Origin of the sequence: Acetobacter sp., assembly GCF_022483985.1 — a bacterium.
Lineage (GTDB): Bacteria > Pseudomonadota > Alphaproteobacteria > Acetobacterales > Acetobacteraceae > Acetobacter.
Genome location: NZ_JAKVME010000001.1, coordinates 278,918 through 294,818 on the forward strand (window position 1 = coordinate 278,918; position 15,901 = coordinate 294,818).

Genomic DNA, 15,901 nt, shown 5'->3' on the forward strand with positions numbered 1-15,901 from the left:
CTCGATGGGTGAATCGAAATTTATCCAACACTATAAACATATCGATAACAGCATGTCAGACGCGATCCCGGATGAAAGAGACCAGACGGTTTAAAATACCTGTCGGACGTTCTTCGCTGAACTCGATATCGCCAAACGGACGCTCCGCCGAAGCCGCCCAGGTCAGCAGACCGACGGTCGTGGAGAAGCTGGCTGTCGTGCAGGCATCAGGCAGGCCGATGACATTGTGCGGGCGGCCGAGCCGGACATGACGGTTCAGAATCCGGGCCGCGACAGACCCGACGCCATCCAGCAGCGAGCCGCCGCCGGACAGGATGACGCGCCCGCCCGCAAGGTGTCCGAGCCCGGCATTGTCGAGACGATCCCGTACCAGTTCGAAGGTTTCCTCGATTCTGGGACGGATGATGTCACCCAGCATCGCACGGGGAATGGCCTCGAACGTCGGCATGTCGGCGTTCTGTCGTTCGATACGGATGGTGACGCCGTCATTGTCGGCTGAAAGATCCGCGTGACCGTGCATCGTCTTGAGACGCTCGGCATTGTCCGTGGATGTTCCCAGACCACGGGCGATATCGCGCGTGACGTGCTCGCCGCCGATCCCGATCTGGGCTGTGTGCAGAAGTTGGCCCTCCGCGAAAACCGCAAGGGATGTGGTGCCACCGCCCATCTCGATCACGGTGGTACCCACCATGCGCTGGTCCGCGTTCGTGACCGCCAGACCGGCGGCCAGAGGGGCGGAGACCAGAGCGTCGAGCTTCAGTTCCGCACGTCCCAGCAGCGCGTCCAGCGTCCGGAGCGCCGTGGAGGAGGCGTCGATTACATGCAGACGGGCGCGAAGCTGCTCGCACAGATGCCCGCGTGGGTCGGTCACGCCATCCGTTTCATCGACCGCGAAATCCAGCGGCAGCGTGTGGATGACGGCGCGTCCTTCCGACTGCGCCTTCATCCGGCCTTCCGTCACGATCCTGCGGATATCGCCATCCGTGATTTCGCGCCCGCCGATCGGCCAGTGTACATTGAACAGGAGGCTTTCCGGGTGACCGCAGGACAGGTTGACCACAACCTTGTCCAGTGAGCGTTCGGCCTCACGCTCGGCATTGCCGACCACATGCCGGATGATGGCTTCCGCCGCTTTGAGATCGACAATCGCGCCGTTTTTGACGCCGTTGGAGCGCAGCCAGCCGTGGCCCAGAACCCGCAGTTTGCCGTTGGGTTCGCCCTTGCCGATCAGGCAGGTGATCTTGGTCGAGCCGATATCCAGAACGCCGACCAGCCCGCTGCGCCATGCCCGCTGTTCCGGCTTGCCTTCCGCGAGATTGAGCAGGCTGCCGGACGAGTCCTGCACGTCAGCATGATCCTGCCCTCGGGGGCGTGCCGCCTTACCCAGACTGAGGGCTCTGGAGGCCTGTCCGGAAACGATCAGATCGTTCATGCTGGAAGCGCTCCCCCGCTGTTATGGGCATGTTCGTTGTCATCGTGGGATGATGAAGGACGACTGTCACCCTCATCCGTGTGTTTCGGCTTTTTCGCAGGCGCGGTCTTGGCGGTCGGTGCCTCATCATGGGTGCTGGAGGGCTGCGGCTGCCCGTCAGGCTTCGCTGCTCCACCGGATTTTATCCCATTGGATTTCGCCCCATTGGATTTCGCCATGTGGTCCTGATCTTCCGGCGTGGCGGCATCGTCGGCAACCGGGGCAGGGGCCGGGCGTTCCCGAATGGTCAGACGATCGGGCAGGCGCAGGTCGATGATCTCGACCGGGCGATTCAGCAGGTCAAACCGTTTCTGAAGTTCTTCAAGGCGGGTCAGCGCCTGAGGCTCAGCCGCTTCCGGCAGATAGACCGAGGCTCCGTCTTTCAGCGTCAGGGTCCAGCGCCGCATGTTGATCAGCGTGGCGGCTGTCATATGTGCTTTCACGTCAGGCGTTTTGGCCAGAGCGTCCAGAAGCTCCGCCGCCGCATGGTCCGCACCCTCTCCGACAACAAGAGGAAGCTGCATGAAAGCCTGAGCGTCCCTGCTGGTCATGCCCTTGTCGGGAACCGGATTGCCGTCCCGGTCGATGGGCACGAACTGGCCCTTGTGCTGCCAGATGGCGAAGGGAGGACGCTCCGTGAGATGCACCACGATCAGTCCGGAGAAACGCCGTCCCACCGTCGCATTCTCGACGAAGGGAAGATCGTTCAGCCGGTCGCGGGCGGTCTTGACGTCGAAGCCCAGCATCGGATCACCGACCGAAATGCCGAGCGCCTCATGGATGGCGTCCTGGCTGGTCAGGTTCGCCCCCTCAACACGGATTTCCGTCACCTTGAGGGGAATTGCCGCCTCGATCCTCGCCTTCAGAGGCGCCACAAGACCCTGTGTGCCGTGCATGGACAGAAACGCCCATGTCCCCGCGCCAAGCACGCCGATCACGACGAAAAACTTCAGCTTTCCCTTGTGGCGGCGAAGGAACAGGGCGACCGCCGATGGACGGTCGGCCCGGTTCGTATGGCGGAAACGGTCACCGCTCCCTGCTTCGCGGCGTTCCGGGGAAGGCGGAGGCGGTCGTTTCATCGGCGCGCGGCGTCCGCCCGACGGAGAGCGTCCTGCACCAGAAGGTCGCAGAGCGCCGCGTAGGAAATGCCGCAATAGGCCGCCTGTTCCGGCAGAAGCGATGTCGGGGTCATGCCGGGCTGGGTGTTGACTTCCAGCAGCACGATCTGCCCGCGTCCGTCGCCCGACGTATCGTCATAGCGAAAGTCCGAGCGGGATGCGCCGGAGCAGCCGAGCGCCTTGTGCGCCGCGACCGCCAGTTCGCAGGCGCGGGCGAAATCGTCCGGATGAATTTCGGCGGGCAGAGTGTGACGGCTGCCACACGCGCCATATTTGGCGGCATAGTCATAGAAATCATGACCGGACCCGGCATTGGGCGTGATGTCGGTCACGGTCAGGGCACGGGGACCGTCCGGACCATCATCAAGGACGCCGACCGTGATTTCGCGACCGGGAATATACTGCTCCACCAGCGCCACGGGGCCGTAATGCCATTCTTCCACAACCTGCGCCCGCTGATTGGTGTTGCGGACGATGGACACACCGACCGACGAACCTTCATCGAGGGGTTTCACCACGTAAGGCAGCGGCAGCGGGTCTTTCTCGGTCAGCTCACTGACCGCGACCGCACGTCCTTCCGCCACCGGAAGCCCTGCCGTCATGAAAATCTGCCGGGACGCTTCCTTGTCCATAGCGTTGGCGGAAGCGCGGAGACCCGAGTGCGTATAAGGCAGGCCGAGCCATTCCAGCACGCCCTGAATGGCCCCATCTTCTCCGAAGCGGCCATGCAGCGCGTTGAACACGGCAACGGGTTTCTGTTCCGCCAGACCAGCGACAACAGCCGCCAGATCACGGGTAACGTCCAGTCCCTGTGCGTCGTAGCCCGCTTCTTTCAGCGCGGCGACAACCCCCTTGCCTGACGACAGACTGACTTCCCGTTCCGCCGAGGCGCCGCCCATCAGAACCGTGATCCGTCCCTTGCTCTGCTCCGGGCTCTGTTGTGGTGCGCTCATGTGGCGTCTCCCTTCGTCTCAAAGGCTTTCAGCCCGATGCGCTTGATTTCCCACTGAAGGCTGACGCCGGATTTCTCCAGCACCCGCTTGCGGACTTCTTCACCCAGCGCTTCCAGATCCGCTGCCGTCGCATCGCCGGTGTTGAGCATGAAATTGCAGTGCTTCTCACTGATCTGCGCGCCGCCGATGGTCAGACCACGGCAACCCGCCCTGTCGACAAGCTGCCACGCCTTCTTGTCGCTGATATCCGGAGAGGGATTGCGGAACGTGGAGCCTCCGGTCCGCGCCCGCACCGGCTGCGAGCTTTCACGCGCCGCACGGATTTCCGCGATGCGGCCGGAGACGATGCTCTGCTCCGTCGGCTCTCCCCGCAGACGCGCCCGTACCACCACAGCGCCGTCCGGAAGGGCGGAACGGCGATATCCGAACCGCAGCGCGGAGGCTTCAAGATGCAGCAGGGTGCCATCGCGGGAGACGACTTCGGCCCAGTCCAGAACCGCCGCCATGTCGGATCCGTAGGCTCCGGCGTTCATACGGACCGCGCCCCCAATCGAGCCGGGGATGCCCGCCAGAAATTCAAGACCGCCGAGATTCTTGCTGGCGGAAGTTTCCGCAACGGTTGCGTCCAGCGCTGCACCACCCACGAGGAGACCGTTCCCATCCTGCTCGATGCCAGCGAACGCACCGCCGAGACGGATCACCAGCCCGGGGATGCCGCCGTCACGGATGATGACGTTGGAGCAGGCCCCCAGCGTCGTCACCGGGATTTCCGGCGAAAGACGCTGCATGGCCGTGACAAGATCATCGGTGTCAGCGGGCTGGAACAGACATTCCGCCGGACCGCCGACACGGAACCAGCTTCGTGCGCCGAGGGGTTGATTGACGGACACACGCCCCCGCACATCGCCGAGCGAAGCGGCGATGGCGTCGCCAGCCGTCAGGAGCGAAGAGGCGGGAGTGTCGGTCATGCCGCGCCTTTCTGCTTGGCCTGAAGCGCGAGCAGTTCACCCGGCAGCGCATGCGCCCAGTTGGTGATGGTGCCCGCGCCGAGGCAGACGACGTAATCGCCTGGCTTGGCCATGGCGTTGATCATTTCCGCCAGATGCGCCGGGTCCGTCAGCGGCACGACCGAGCGGTGGCCACGCTCACGCAGACCTTCCACCAGCCTGTCACGGTTGAAGCCTTCGATCGGCTCTTCGCCAGCGGCGTACACATCGGACACAATGACCATGTCAGCATCGTTCATGCAGGTGCAGAACTCGTTGAACAGCATCTGTAGACGGGAATAGCGGTGCGGCTGCATGACGGCGATGACCTGACGCGCGCCAGCCTGACGGGCGGCTTTCAGCACGGCGGCGATCTCGACAGGATGGTGGCCGTAATCGTCGATCACGGTGATGCCGTTGGCCTCGCCGCAACGGGTGAAACGACGCTTTACCCCACGGAAAGAGGCCAGACCAGAGCGGATGGTGGCGTCGTCGATATCCATCTCTGTGGCGACGGCGATGGCGGCGAGCGCATTCTGCACATTGTGGTTGCCGAGCATCGGCAGACGGAATGGACCGGCCTTGCGGGTGCGGCGATGGGTCCGGTCGGTGATCTGCACCTCGAACGTCGCGCCGAGCTTGTCGGTGATGACCTTCTCGGCCCGTACATCAGCCTGTGGCGAGAAACCATAGGTGACGACGCGATGGTCGGAGAGGCGCGGGATCATCTGCTGCACGGCCGGATGGTCGATGCAGAGAACGGCGAAGCCATAGAACGGCACGTTGGAGACGAACTGGTCATAGCCCGCTTCCATCGCTTCCGCCGTGCCCCAGTGATCGAGATGCTCCGGGTCCATGTTGGTGACGACGGAGATTACGGAAGGCAGGCGCAGGAAGGAACCGTCGCTCTCATCGGCTTCCACCACCATCCACTCGCCCTTACCCATGCGGGTGTTGGTGCCGTAGGCCTCGATGATGCCGCCATTGATGACGGTCGGATCGAGCTTGGAGGCTTCCAGAACGGCGGCGATCAGGCTGGTCGTGGTGGTTTTGCCATGCGTGCCGCCCACGGCGATGGACCAGCGCAGGCGCATCAGTTCGGCCAGCATTTCGGCGCGGCGCACGACCGGGATCAGGCGCGAGCGGGCTGCGACCACCTCCGGGTTGTCGCGCTTGACGGCCGTGGAAATCACCAGAACCTGAGCCTGTCCGAGATTGGCGGCGTCATGACCGACGGTGACGGGAATGCCCAGCCCGCGCAGACGCTGGACATTCGCGTTCTCGCTCATGTCCGAGCCCTGCACCTTGTAGCCGAGCAGGTGCAGCACCTCCGCGATACCTGACATGCCGATGCCGCCGATACCGACGAAATGAATGGTACCGATTGTCAGCGGCAGGGCTCTCATGGCTTGGACTCCACGGTCTGTGTAGCGTTTCCGGAGGACGCAGGGGATGATGGAAACGGGGAGGAATAGCGTCCCCCGGACCCGGGATGCAAGGTGGCCTCGACCAGATCAGCCAGACGTTCCGCCGCATCCGGACGACCCAGCTTTGCGGCGGCGCTGGCGGCGGCGGTGAGAATGCCCGTGTCGGTCAGCATCATGGTCAGCAGGGGCGCCAGAGCTTCCACGGTGAAGGTCGGCTGGCGGAAAAGCCAGGCTGCGCCGACCCCTTCAAGGGCCTGGGCGTTGGCGGTCTGTTCGTCACTCGCGGCGACCGGCAGCGGCACGAGAATGGAAGGACGGCCAGCCACCTCCAGTTCAGCCACAGATGACCCGCCAGCCCGTCCGATCACCAGATGCGCCTGCCGCATGAGTTCCGCCACATTCGGGAAGAATGGAGCCAGCGTGGCGGCGATGCCGAAGGATTCATAGGCGGTGCGAACACGCTCCAGATCCTCGGCGCGAACCTGCTGCGTGATCTGCAAGCGCTCACGGATGGCCAGCGGAAGCGCCGCCAGCGCACCGGGCACGATATCGGAGAAAACACGTGCGCCGAGTGAGCCGCCCCAGACCAGCAGGTGAATGAGATTGTCCGGCGGTGTGTAGCCCTCTCCCGCAAGCGCGGCGATGGCGGGACGCACGGGCATGCCGGTCAGCGCGACATGAGCGCTGGGAGGCAGCCCTTTGACGTCGCTGAAAGACGTGCCGATCCCGTTTGCGAACCGGGCGAGGAAGGCGTTGGCCTTGCCCAGAACGGCGTTGCCTTCATGCAGAATGATCTTCGGACGCGACGGGCTGGGCAGGAGACGTGCGCCGAGCAGGGGTGGCACGGAGGGGTAGCCGCCGAACCCGACGACAGCAGCGGGACGCAGCTTGGCCATGATGCGACGGGCTTCATTCGCGCCACGCAGGAGGGCGAGCCCTCCCTTGAACGCCCGGATCGGTCCACGTCCCGCGACACCCGCACCCGGCAGGATGAACTGTTCCGTCGTGGCGAAGACGCCGGAGGTGCGTTTGCCCGCTCTTGCATCCGTCATCAGGGCGACACAGTAGCCGCGCCCGACCAGCACATCGGCGAGCGCCTCGGCGGGGAAGAAGTGACCGCCAGTGCCGCCCGCTGCAATGACGATGGGGCCGATGGAGGAAATGTTCGCCTGCGTAGTCATGTCGCTGTTTTCCATGTGCCCCGGGTGGGTTCCGTCAGTGAGCGGCTGAGCCTGCTTTGCCCGACACGTTGCCGTGTCAGCGCGAGCACCATGCCGATGGCCAGCGAGATGGAGAGGGCCGAGGAGCCGCCATAGGAAATGAACGGCAGCGTCATGCCCTTGGTCGGGATGAGATGCAGGGTGGAGGCCATGTTGACGAAGGCCTGCAACCCGAAGCCGGTGACAAGACCCGCCGTCGCCATGATCAGAAAGGGATCGTCCTCACGCAGCAGTTTGAGCAGCGCGCGGATGACGATGGTCGCAAACACGGCGATGATGAACAGGCAGATCAGCAGGCCGTATTCCTCGCCCGCCACGGCGAATACGAAGTCGGCATGGGCATCGGGCAGCAGATCCTTCACGCGGCCTTCACCCGGACCGCGTCCGAGTAGGCCGCCATTGCCGAAAGCCCGGAGAGCAGTGTCGATCTGATAGTGATCGCCCACATCCGGATGCAGAAACCGCTCCACGCGGGAATGCACATGGGGGAACAGGAAGAAAGCCGCGATACCAGCCGCGATCATGATGCCGACACCGCCCGCGACCAGAATAAGGTTGAGCCCATCCACGAAAAGCTGGGCCAGAAACACGGTGGAAACAACGGTGAGCATGCCGATATCCGGCTGGGATTTCAGCAGGATCAGAATGACCGCGTAACAGGCGAGCGCCAGCAGCATCCCCGGAAAACGCCGGATTTCGTGCCGCTTCGCCAACAGCCATGCCGTCATCACGGCGAAGCATGGCTTGAGAAATTCTGACGGCTGCACGGACATCATCGGCAGGGCGATCCAGCGGCGCGCGCCCTTGATCTCGATGCCGTGAACCAGTGTCATGACTGTTGCCGCAATGGCGATCGCACCGCCGATAAAGCCGAGCCGGATCACGCCCTTGCGGGAGAGCATCGACACGGCGATGGTCACGCATCCGGCAAGCGTGAGGAAGAAGACCTGCTTGAAGATGAACATGTTGCGGGACGCGCCGATACGCACGGCCACGGCAGGGCTGGCGGCGAGCATCAGGATGTAGCCGAAGCCGATCAGAATCCCCACACAGGCCAGCGTCACATGATCGACGCTGCGCCACCAGCGCCCGAGCGCCGAGTTGTCAATGCGGGAAAACCGGGCCATCAGGCGTGATCCTTCAGCGCGTGCACCAGTGCGGCGAAGCGGAGGCCGCGCGCCTCGAACCCCGGAAACTGGTCAAAGCTGGCGCAGGCCGGAGAGAGAAGCACGACCTCGGCGTTCTCTGCCGCAGCGGCCTGTCGGGCGGCTGGAACGGCGTGCTCCAGATCACCCACAATCTCGTAAGGCACTTTATGCGCGGCCAGCGTTTCCGCTAGTATCGGGGCATCCTTGCCGATCAGGAAGGCTCTGGCGATCCGGGAGAAATACGGGACGAGGTCGGAAATGCCGCCTGCCTTGGCCACGCCGCCCGCAATCCAGACGATTTTGCTGTAGCAGCCGAGCGCACGGGCAGCAGCGTCGGCATTGGTCGCCTTGCTGTCATCGACATAGGCCACACCGTCGATATCCGCGACATGTTTCTGACGATGCGCCAGCCCGGCGAAATCCCCGATCCCGCTGGCCAGACTGCTGGAAGCGACGCCGAGACGCAGCGCCATGGCGAGCGCCGCGCATGCGTTCTCCGCGTTGTGCGCGCCGGGCAATGTTGCGCCGGGGCGGGCGATGACCATGCCGTGGCTGACGACAGCGCCTTCATGCAGATGAAAATCAGCGGTCTCGTCGTCCAGGCCTGAAATGGTCTCGACGGAGATGTCCCGCTCTTTCAGGCTGGCGGCGATGTCCCGGCACCACGTGTCCCCGTTGCCGATAACCACCAGATCGGAGCCGGTCATCCGGTCGAAGATATGTGTCTTGGCCGTGGCGTAGCCCGCCATGTCGCCGTGTCGGTCGAGATGATCCGGCGTGAGATTGAGCAGGCAGGCCGTGTCGAAATGCAGGGTCGCCAGCCGTTCGAGCATGTAGGACGACATTTCCAGCACATAGACGCCATTGTCCGGCAGCAGAGGCAGGGACAGGGAAGCGGGACCGAGATTGCCGCCTTCCGCCACAGGCAGTCCGGCATGACGCAGCAGATGGGCCAGCAGGGCGGTGGTGGTGGACTTGCCGTTCGTGCCGGTGACGCCCGCGAACCGGGCCTTCGATCCGCTTTTGCGAACCGCCTGAAACAGCAGGTCGGCGTCTGAGAGGATCGGCACGCCAGCCGCCTTCGCCATGGCTGCGACCGGATGCACGGTTGGCAGGAGATGAGGAATGCCCGGCGACATGACCAGCGCGTCAAATCCGTCCAGACTGTCGAGCGGCGAGACGGTCAGTGTGCCGGAAGAGGTCTTCCATCCTGCAAGCGCTGCCCGTCCGGCCTCGCCATCATCCCACGCCTGCACGGTAGCACCCATGTTCGCCAGCGCCTTTGCGGCCGGCGTGCCGTTGCGGCCCAACCCGAGCACCGCAAAACGGTGGCCAGCGAACAGATCGGCAGGGAATGAGGTTTTGGCGGACAACGGAGCGGACAAGGCGGGGTCTCCTCAGCGCAGCTTCAGCGTGGCGAGGCCGAACAGCCCCAGCACGACGGAGACGATCCAGAACCGGACGACGATCTTGGGTTCCTGCCAGCCCTTCTTTTCAAAGTGATGATGCAGCGGGGCCATCAGGAACACACGGCGCTTGGTGCGTTTGTACCAGAAGACCTGAATCACAACAGACAGCGTTTCGACCACAAACAGACCGCCGACGATGCACAGCACCAGTTCATGCTTGGTGGCCACGGCCACGGCTCCCAGCGCACCACCGAGGGACAGCGAGCCGGTATCGCCCATGAACACGGAGGCAGGCGGCGCATTGAACCAGAGAAAGCCCAGTCCCGCGCCGACCAGCGCCGCGCAGAAGATGGCGAGTTCGCCAGTTCCCGGAACCGCGTGAAGCTGGAGATAGTCGGCAAAGACATGGTTGCCGACCAGATAGGCGATCAGGGCGAACACAAGTGAGGCAATCACCACAGGAACTGTCGCCAGCCCATCCAGTCCGTCCGTGAAGTTCACGGCGTTGCCGAAACCGGCGATCGTCACCATCGCGAATATTGGGAAAGCGATGCCGAGCGGCAGCAGGAAATCCTTCACGAATGGAAAAGCGAGATGATTGGCCAGTTCAGGCGGCATCATATGCTGCATCCACCAGCCCGCGATCAGGGAGGTGGCGAACTCGCAGGTGAGGCGGGCTTTCTTCGACACGCCATCCGTATTGCGTCTGGACAGCTTGAGATAGTCATCCGCGAAACCGATCGCGCCGAAAGAGCCGGTGACGAACAGCACGGCCCAGACGAAGCCGTTCTGTAGGTCGGCCCAGAGCAGCGTCGAAACAAATAGCGCGATCAGGATCAGGATACCGCCCATCGTCGGCGTTCCGGCTTTCTCCAGAATGTGGCGTTCCGGGCCGAGCGCGCGAATGGGTTGCCCTTCACGCTGGATACGCTTGAGTTCCCGGATCACCGGATTGCCAAGCAGCAGGGCGATGGCGAGCGCAGTCAGGCAGGCTCCGCCAGCCCTGAAGGTGAGATAGCGGAACAGGTTGAGAAACGTCGTGTGACCGTGTGCGTGATGGGCGACCAGCAGATACAGCATCAGAGGCTCTCCGCTTTCAGCGCGTCCACGACAATCTTCATACGGCTGCCGAAGCTGCCCTTGACCAGCACGGCGTCGCCCGGTCGCAGGGTTTCCCGCACACGCGGCGCAAGCGCAGTGGAGTTCTCCTCCCAGCTTCCCTGACGGGAAGAGGGCAGGGCGTCAAACAGGTCTTTCATGTGCGGTCCACAACAGAAAACAAGGTCGGCCGCGGCGCTGACCGCAGGCTCAAGGGAGAGATGTTCCTCGCGTGCGAAGTCACCCAGTTCGCGGATGTCTCCCAACACGGCAATGCGGCGTTTGGCCGGCAGAAGCGCGAGCACGCCAAGGGCGGCTCTGATCGACAGGACGGAGGCGTTGTAGCTCTCATCCAGCAGAAGAGCCTCGCCGCCGAGAATGGGGGAGGCCGCGCCACGTCCCGTGCCGGGAGTGAAACCGGCAAGAGCCACAGCCGCCCGGCTGAGTTCCGGGCCGCCGCCATGCAGGGCCGCGACGACCGCCAGAGTGGACAGGGCATTGCGGGCGAGATGTTCGCCGGGCGCACGAATTTCGACAGGAACGGCTGTCTCCGCCACATGGGCGACAAACCGGCTTCCTTCACCCGAAAGCTCAAGATCGGTGATGCGCGCTGTGCTGGTTCCGGCAAAACCGGACTTCCAGAGAGTAACGCCAGAAGCCTGCGCGACGTCAGTAAAGATCGGCTGACCTGCCGCATCATCCGGCACGATGGCGATGCCACCGCGTGGAAGTGCCGCGATGATCGACGCCTTTTCCTGTGCGATGGCCTCAAGGCTGCCCATATGCCCCAGATGTGCCGAGCCGATTGTGGAAATGACGGCCACATCGGGCCGCACCAGTTCAGCCAGCGGGGCGATCTCGCCGGGATGGTTCATGCCGATTTCGCTGACGCAGAACGCGGCGTCACGCGGCAGTCGGGCCAGGGTCAGCGGCACGCCCCAATGGTTGTTGTAGGAGGCGGCGGACGCATGGGTCATGCCGAGCGCACCGAGCGCCACCCGCAGCATTTCCTTGGTCGTGGTCTTGCCGACGCTACCTGTCACGGCGATGACATCGCCTGTGAAGCGGGCACGCGCCGCACGCGCCAGATCCCACAGGCCGACCATCGTGTCACCGACACTCAGCAGGCGTGGATCAGTGGGATCAACGCCTTCCAGCCCTTCCGTGCGATGCACGAGCGCCACTGCCGCGCCCTTCTCCAGCGCTGCGGCGACGTGGGCGTGACCGTCCGAGTTCTCGCCCAGAAGGGCGATAAACAAATCGCCTTCCTCAAGCGTGCGTGTGTCGATCGACACACCGGAGACCGTGATCGCACGGTCCTCTCCGGAGCGTGCCCCAGCGAAACATCCTTGGGTCGCGGCAGCCAATTCCTCGCCTGTCCAGAGAATGCTCACAGTCCCGCCGCCAGATTTTTCACCACACTCACATCGTCGAACGGCTGCACGACATCACCGATGATCTGGCCCTGCTCATGCCCCTTGCCCGCAACCAGAAGCACGTCACCCGGCTGAAGCTGGCGCAGCGCCTCGCCTATGGCTTTTCGGCGATCTGCGATTTCAATGACTTCCTTTGGAGCGCCCGCCAGAATATCGCGGCGGATTGCCGTCGGGTCCTCGCTGCGGGGGTTGTCGTCCGTGACAAACACCACATCGGCCCGCTGTGTGGCTTCCTGCGCCATGAGTGGTCTCTTGCCCTTGTCCCTGTCACCGCCCGCGCCAAACAGGATCAGCAGGCGGCCTTTGACATGCGGACGCAGGCTGTCCAGCGCCCGCGCCAGCGCGTCCGGCGTGTGGGCATAATCGACATAGACGGAAGCGCCGTTGGCCAGCATGACGGCCTGTTCCATGCGTCCGCGCACACCGCGCAATGTCGGCAGCAGGGTCAGGGCCTGTTCCATGTCGGCCCTGTCCGGTCCCGCCAGAGCCACGGCGAGCAGGGCGTTGTCCACCTGAAAACGACCCGGCAGCGGCAGGGTCACATCCCTTTCCTTTTTGCCGAGTTCAAGCCGCAGAAGCTGATGCCCGTTCGGCAGGGCCTTGTGCGCGACAAGACGGATCGTGTTGCCCTTGCGCCCGACCAGCCGAAGGTCGAGACCACGACGGCGCTGGATATCGCGCAGGGCGTCGAGCGTGTCCTCATCCATGTCGGCATTGGCCGCCGCAAGGCCGCCGCCGGGGAGAAGCGTGTCGAACAGGCGCAGTTTGGCCGTGCGATAGGCTTCCAGCGAGCCATGATAATCAAGATGATCGCGGGTGAGGTTGGTAAAACCGGCGGCGGCGATCTTCACCCCGTCCAGACGGCGCTGGTCCAGCCCGTGGGAAGAGGCTTCCATCGCCACATCCGTCACGTCCCGTTCACGGAGAGCGGCAAGCGCCTTCGCCAGCGTCACCGGGTCCGGCGTGGTGAGGGAGGGAATGCGGAACGGCAGTTCCACCGGAGAAATCAGTCCCAGCGTGCCGAAGCTCGCGGAAATGCGGCCCATGCCCTGCCAGATCTGACGCAGGAAATCGACGGTGCTTGTTTTCCCGTTCGTGCCGGTGACGGCGACAATATGCTCAGGCTGTGGACCGGCAAGGGTCGCGGCCAGAATCGCGAGAGAACGACGCGGTGTCTTGGTGAAGACGGTTGGCGCCTGCCCCTCGGCGGCCTGCTCTCCATCCGGCACGAGAAGGGCGGATGCGCCTGCGGCCAGCGCATCGGGAATATAGCGGCTGCCGTCTTCCTGCGTTCCCGGCAGCGCTACAAACAGGGAACCGGGTTCGACCTGACGGCTGTCAGCGGTGACGGATGTGATCTCCGGGTCGTTGGCCGTCAGGGCGTCCGATGTCAGGCCCGACTGGGAAAGACCTGATTGGGAAAGGAGAGAGGAAAGTTTCATGATCTAACCCTGTCCGCCTTCCTGTTGGGAACCGTTCTGTCCGCTTGCCGCATGTTTCATGACGTTCGCATCGCCCGTCTTCAAAGGCTTTTTCTTCTCGGTTTCTTCTACTCGCTTTTCCTCAGCCCGTTTTTCTTCGGCGACGTGACGCGGGTCGCCGGGATCGTTGCCGGGGCCGAGCGGCTTTACACCTTTTGGGGGCGAGGGACGCATGGGAATGGAAAGCGCCGCATCAATCTGCGCTTCATGCGCCGTATCCGGGAACACTTCCAGCATGGGACCAATACGGGAGATGATCCGGGCGACGGTCGGAGCGGCGTTCCACGCGGCGGTCGTCCAGCCGTGCGTCGCCGCCGTCGCCTTAGGGCTGTCGAGCATGACATAGACGGCGTAGTGCGGTGCGTTCATGGGAAAGATGCTGGTGAAGGCGGCAATATTCACATGCTTGAGATAGCCGCCATGTGGACCGATCTTTTCGGCGGTGCCTGTTTTCCCACCGACGAAATAGCCCGGAACCTCTGCCGTCTTGCCGGTGCCGAGCTTGACGTCCAGCCGCAGGATCTTGCGGAGAGTTGCGGAAATTTCGGGTGAAAAAACGCGCTGCCCCTCGGGTGTGACGGGGACGTCGACCGTATCGGCGGTTTCCGTGTTCATTGCCGTATCGGAGGGGGCATCGCCGTTTTCAGGGCCACCTGAGATGGAAGGACCAGCCTCCCTGTCGGGCGTGGCGAGAGCAGGCGTGGCGCTGGCAGGAATGGTGCGTGCGCTGGCGTCCTCATCGCGGGCGAGGAGGGTCGGCTTGATCAGAATGCCACCGTTCACCGTCGCCGCCGTGCCGCGCACGATGGCGAGCGGCGGTTCCGCTACACCGTGGCCGAAGCCGACCGTCATCACGGTTGAAATGCCCCAGTTCCGGCGCGCCGGGATGATCGGACGGCCCGCTTCAGGCAGTTCGACCGGTACCGGCGCGAAGAAGCCCATGCCCTTGAGCCAGTCCTGCTGCCTCTGCGCGCCGACATCCAGCGCGATATGGGCGGCGGCGGGATTGGAGGAGAACGCCATGACTTCCGGCAGGGACAGCCATGGCGCGAAATGATCGGTTTTCATGTCGGCGATGGTGAACCGGCCGATATGAATGGGAATGGAGGAAAAACGGTCCCAGACATGGGCGACGCCAAGCTGGAGCGCCATGGCCGCGGTCTGGAGCTTGAAGGTGGAGCCCGGCTCGTACATGCCTGTCACGGCGCGGTTGAAACGGGCGTCGTTGGACGCATGGGCGAAATCGTTGGCGTCATAGTCAGGCAGACTGACCATGGCGATGATCTCACCGCTATTGACGTCCATGACGATGGCGCAGGCGCCGATTGCCTCGAATGTCTGCATGGCGGCGGCGAGTTCTTCACGCGCCACGCCCTGCACGCGCACATCAAGCGACAGTTTCAGTGGATTCTTGTCGTTGATCAGACGCTTGTCAAAGTAACGCTCGACACCGGCGATGCCGTGATCATCAATATCCACGCTGCCGAGAATCTGGGCCGCGACCTGACCCTGTGGATAATGGCGGCGTTCCCCGGCTTCGAAGTAAATGCCCGGAATACCGAAATTGTTGATCGCCAGTTCCTGCTGGAGCGTGATGTTACGCGCGAGATAGACGAACTGTTTCGCCATCGAGAGACGTCTGACCGTCTCTTCTTCATTCATCTGCGGCAGAACGGACTTCAGCTTCTTCGCGACGTCCTGCGGGTCCATCAGTTCCCGCGGGTTGGCGTAAAGCTGGGCGACCGGCAGTGAGACCGCCAGCACCTGATTGTTGCGATCGACGATCATGGCGCGTCTGACCTGCGGCATGGTCAGGGTGCTGGTGAGCGTGCTTTTCGGATCGATCTTGGGAATGTCCGGCACCTGCGGACGCAACTGCCGCGCCTCGGGAGCCATGGGCGAGATGATGGTGGCGAACGTGGCCTTCAGCGCCACCGTCCCGAACAGCAGGCAGAACCCGGCGGCGACTCCGAGCAGCCGCACATGCATCCGCTCCAGATGCGCCCGTTCACGCAGATCTGCGCTCGTGATCCGCACATCCTGTGGGGGATGTTCGTGATCTGATGCGGAAGACTCGGGTGGTGACGACTGGCGCGGCATGAGGGGCGGCGTATCCTCGAGGGCCCGGAAACATCTGGAAACACGTGTGCCGGA

At 63.6% G+C, this 15,901-nt stretch carries 12 protein-coding genes; all 12 read right to left on the bottom strand.

Annotated elements, in window-relative coordinates:
* Positions 1-55 precede the first annotated feature (55 nt).
* Genes ftsA through LKE90_RS01275 form a run of 12 tightly spaced genes read right to left on the bottom strand, consistent with a single transcriptional unit; the run spans position 56 to position 15,847 of the window.
* Positions 56-1,432 carry a cell division protein FtsA gene (gene ftsA / locus LKE90_RS01220; protein ID WP_291491015.1) on the bottom strand — a complete coding sequence of 459 codons (1,377 nt, stop codon included), beginning with the start codon at positions 1,430-1,432 and terminating at the stop codon, positions 56-58.
* Positions 1,429-2,550, bottom strand: a complete 1,122-nt coding sequence (locus LKE90_RS01225) for a cell division protein FtsQ/DivIB (RefSeq protein WP_291491016.1) — start codon at positions 2,548-2,550, stop codon at positions 1,429-1,431. The genes ftsA and LKE90_RS01225 overlap by 4 nt, the downstream gene beginning before the upstream one ends.
* The gene (locus LKE90_RS01230; RefSeq protein ID WP_291491017.1) at positions 2,547-3,542 is read right to left on the bottom strand and encodes a D-alanine--D-alanine ligase; all 996 of its coding nucleotides are present in this window, start codon (positions 3,540-3,542) and stop codon (positions 2,547-2,549) included. Before LKE90_RS01230 ends, LKE90_RS01225 begins: the two co-directional genes overlap by 4 nt.
* The gene (murB, locus tag LKE90_RS01235) at positions 3,539-4,510 is read right to left on the bottom strand and encodes a UDP-N-acetylmuramate dehydrogenase (RefSeq protein ID WP_291491018.1); all 972 of its coding nucleotides are present in this window, start codon (positions 4,508-4,510) and stop codon (positions 3,539-3,541) included. Before murB ends, LKE90_RS01230 begins: the two co-directional genes overlap by 4 nt.
* On the bottom strand, positions 4,507-5,934 hold the full coding sequence (gene murC / locus LKE90_RS01240; RefSeq protein WP_291491019.1) for a UDP-N-acetylmuramate--L-alanine ligase: 1,428 nt from the start codon (positions 5,932-5,934) through the stop codon (positions 4,507-4,509). Before murC ends, murB begins: the two co-directional genes overlap by 4 nt.
* A complete protein-coding gene (gene murG, locus LKE90_RS01245) occupies positions 5,931-7,151 on the bottom strand; it encodes an undecaprenyldiphospho-muramoylpentapeptide beta-N-acetylglucosaminyltransferase (protein ID WP_291491020.1) in 1,221 nt (406 codons plus the stop codon). The genes murC and murG overlap by 4 nt, the downstream gene beginning before the upstream one ends.
* A complete protein-coding gene (locus tag LKE90_RS01250; RefSeq protein WP_291491021.1) occupies positions 7,133-8,302 on the bottom strand; it encodes an FtsW/RodA/SpoVE family cell cycle protein in 1,170 nt (389 codons plus the stop codon). Before LKE90_RS01250 ends, murG begins: the two co-directional genes overlap by 19 nt.
* Complete coding sequence (gene murD / locus LKE90_RS01255; RefSeq protein WP_291491260.1) at positions 8,302-9,696, bottom strand: UDP-N-acetylmuramoyl-L-alanine--D-glutamate ligase; 1,395 nt, start codon at positions 9,694-9,696, stop codon at positions 8,302-8,304. The genes LKE90_RS01250 and murD overlap by 1 nt, the downstream gene beginning before the upstream one ends.
* 24 nt (positions 9,697-9,720) lie before the next feature.
* Positions 9,721-10,812: a phospho-N-acetylmuramoyl-pentapeptide-transferase gene (gene mraY, locus LKE90_RS01260; protein WP_291491022.1), complete on the bottom strand. Its 1,092-nt coding sequence runs from the start codon at positions 10,810-10,812 to the stop codon at positions 9,721-9,723.
* Positions 10,812-12,224, bottom strand: coding sequence for a UDP-N-acetylmuramoyl-tripeptide--D-alanyl-D-alanine ligase (locus LKE90_RS01265; RefSeq protein WP_291491023.1), 1,413 nt, complete (start codon positions 12,222-12,224; stop codon positions 10,812-10,814). The genes mraY and LKE90_RS01265 overlap by 1 nt, the downstream gene beginning before the upstream one ends.
* Positions 12,221-13,708: a UDP-N-acetylmuramoyl-L-alanyl-D-glutamate--2,6-diaminopimelate ligase gene (locus LKE90_RS01270; protein WP_291491024.1), complete on the bottom strand. Its 1,488-nt coding sequence runs from the start codon at positions 13,706-13,708 to the stop codon at positions 12,221-12,223. Before LKE90_RS01270 ends, LKE90_RS01265 begins: the two co-directional genes overlap by 4 nt.
* 3 nt (positions 13,709-13,711) lie before the next feature.
* Positions 13,712-15,847 (bottom strand): peptidoglycan D,D-transpeptidase FtsI family protein, encoded by a 2,136-nt coding sequence (locus tag LKE90_RS01275; protein ID WP_291491025.1) that lies wholly within the window; start codon positions 15,845-15,847, stop codon positions 13,712-13,714.
* Between the last annotated feature and the right edge of the window lie 54 nt (positions 15,848-15,901).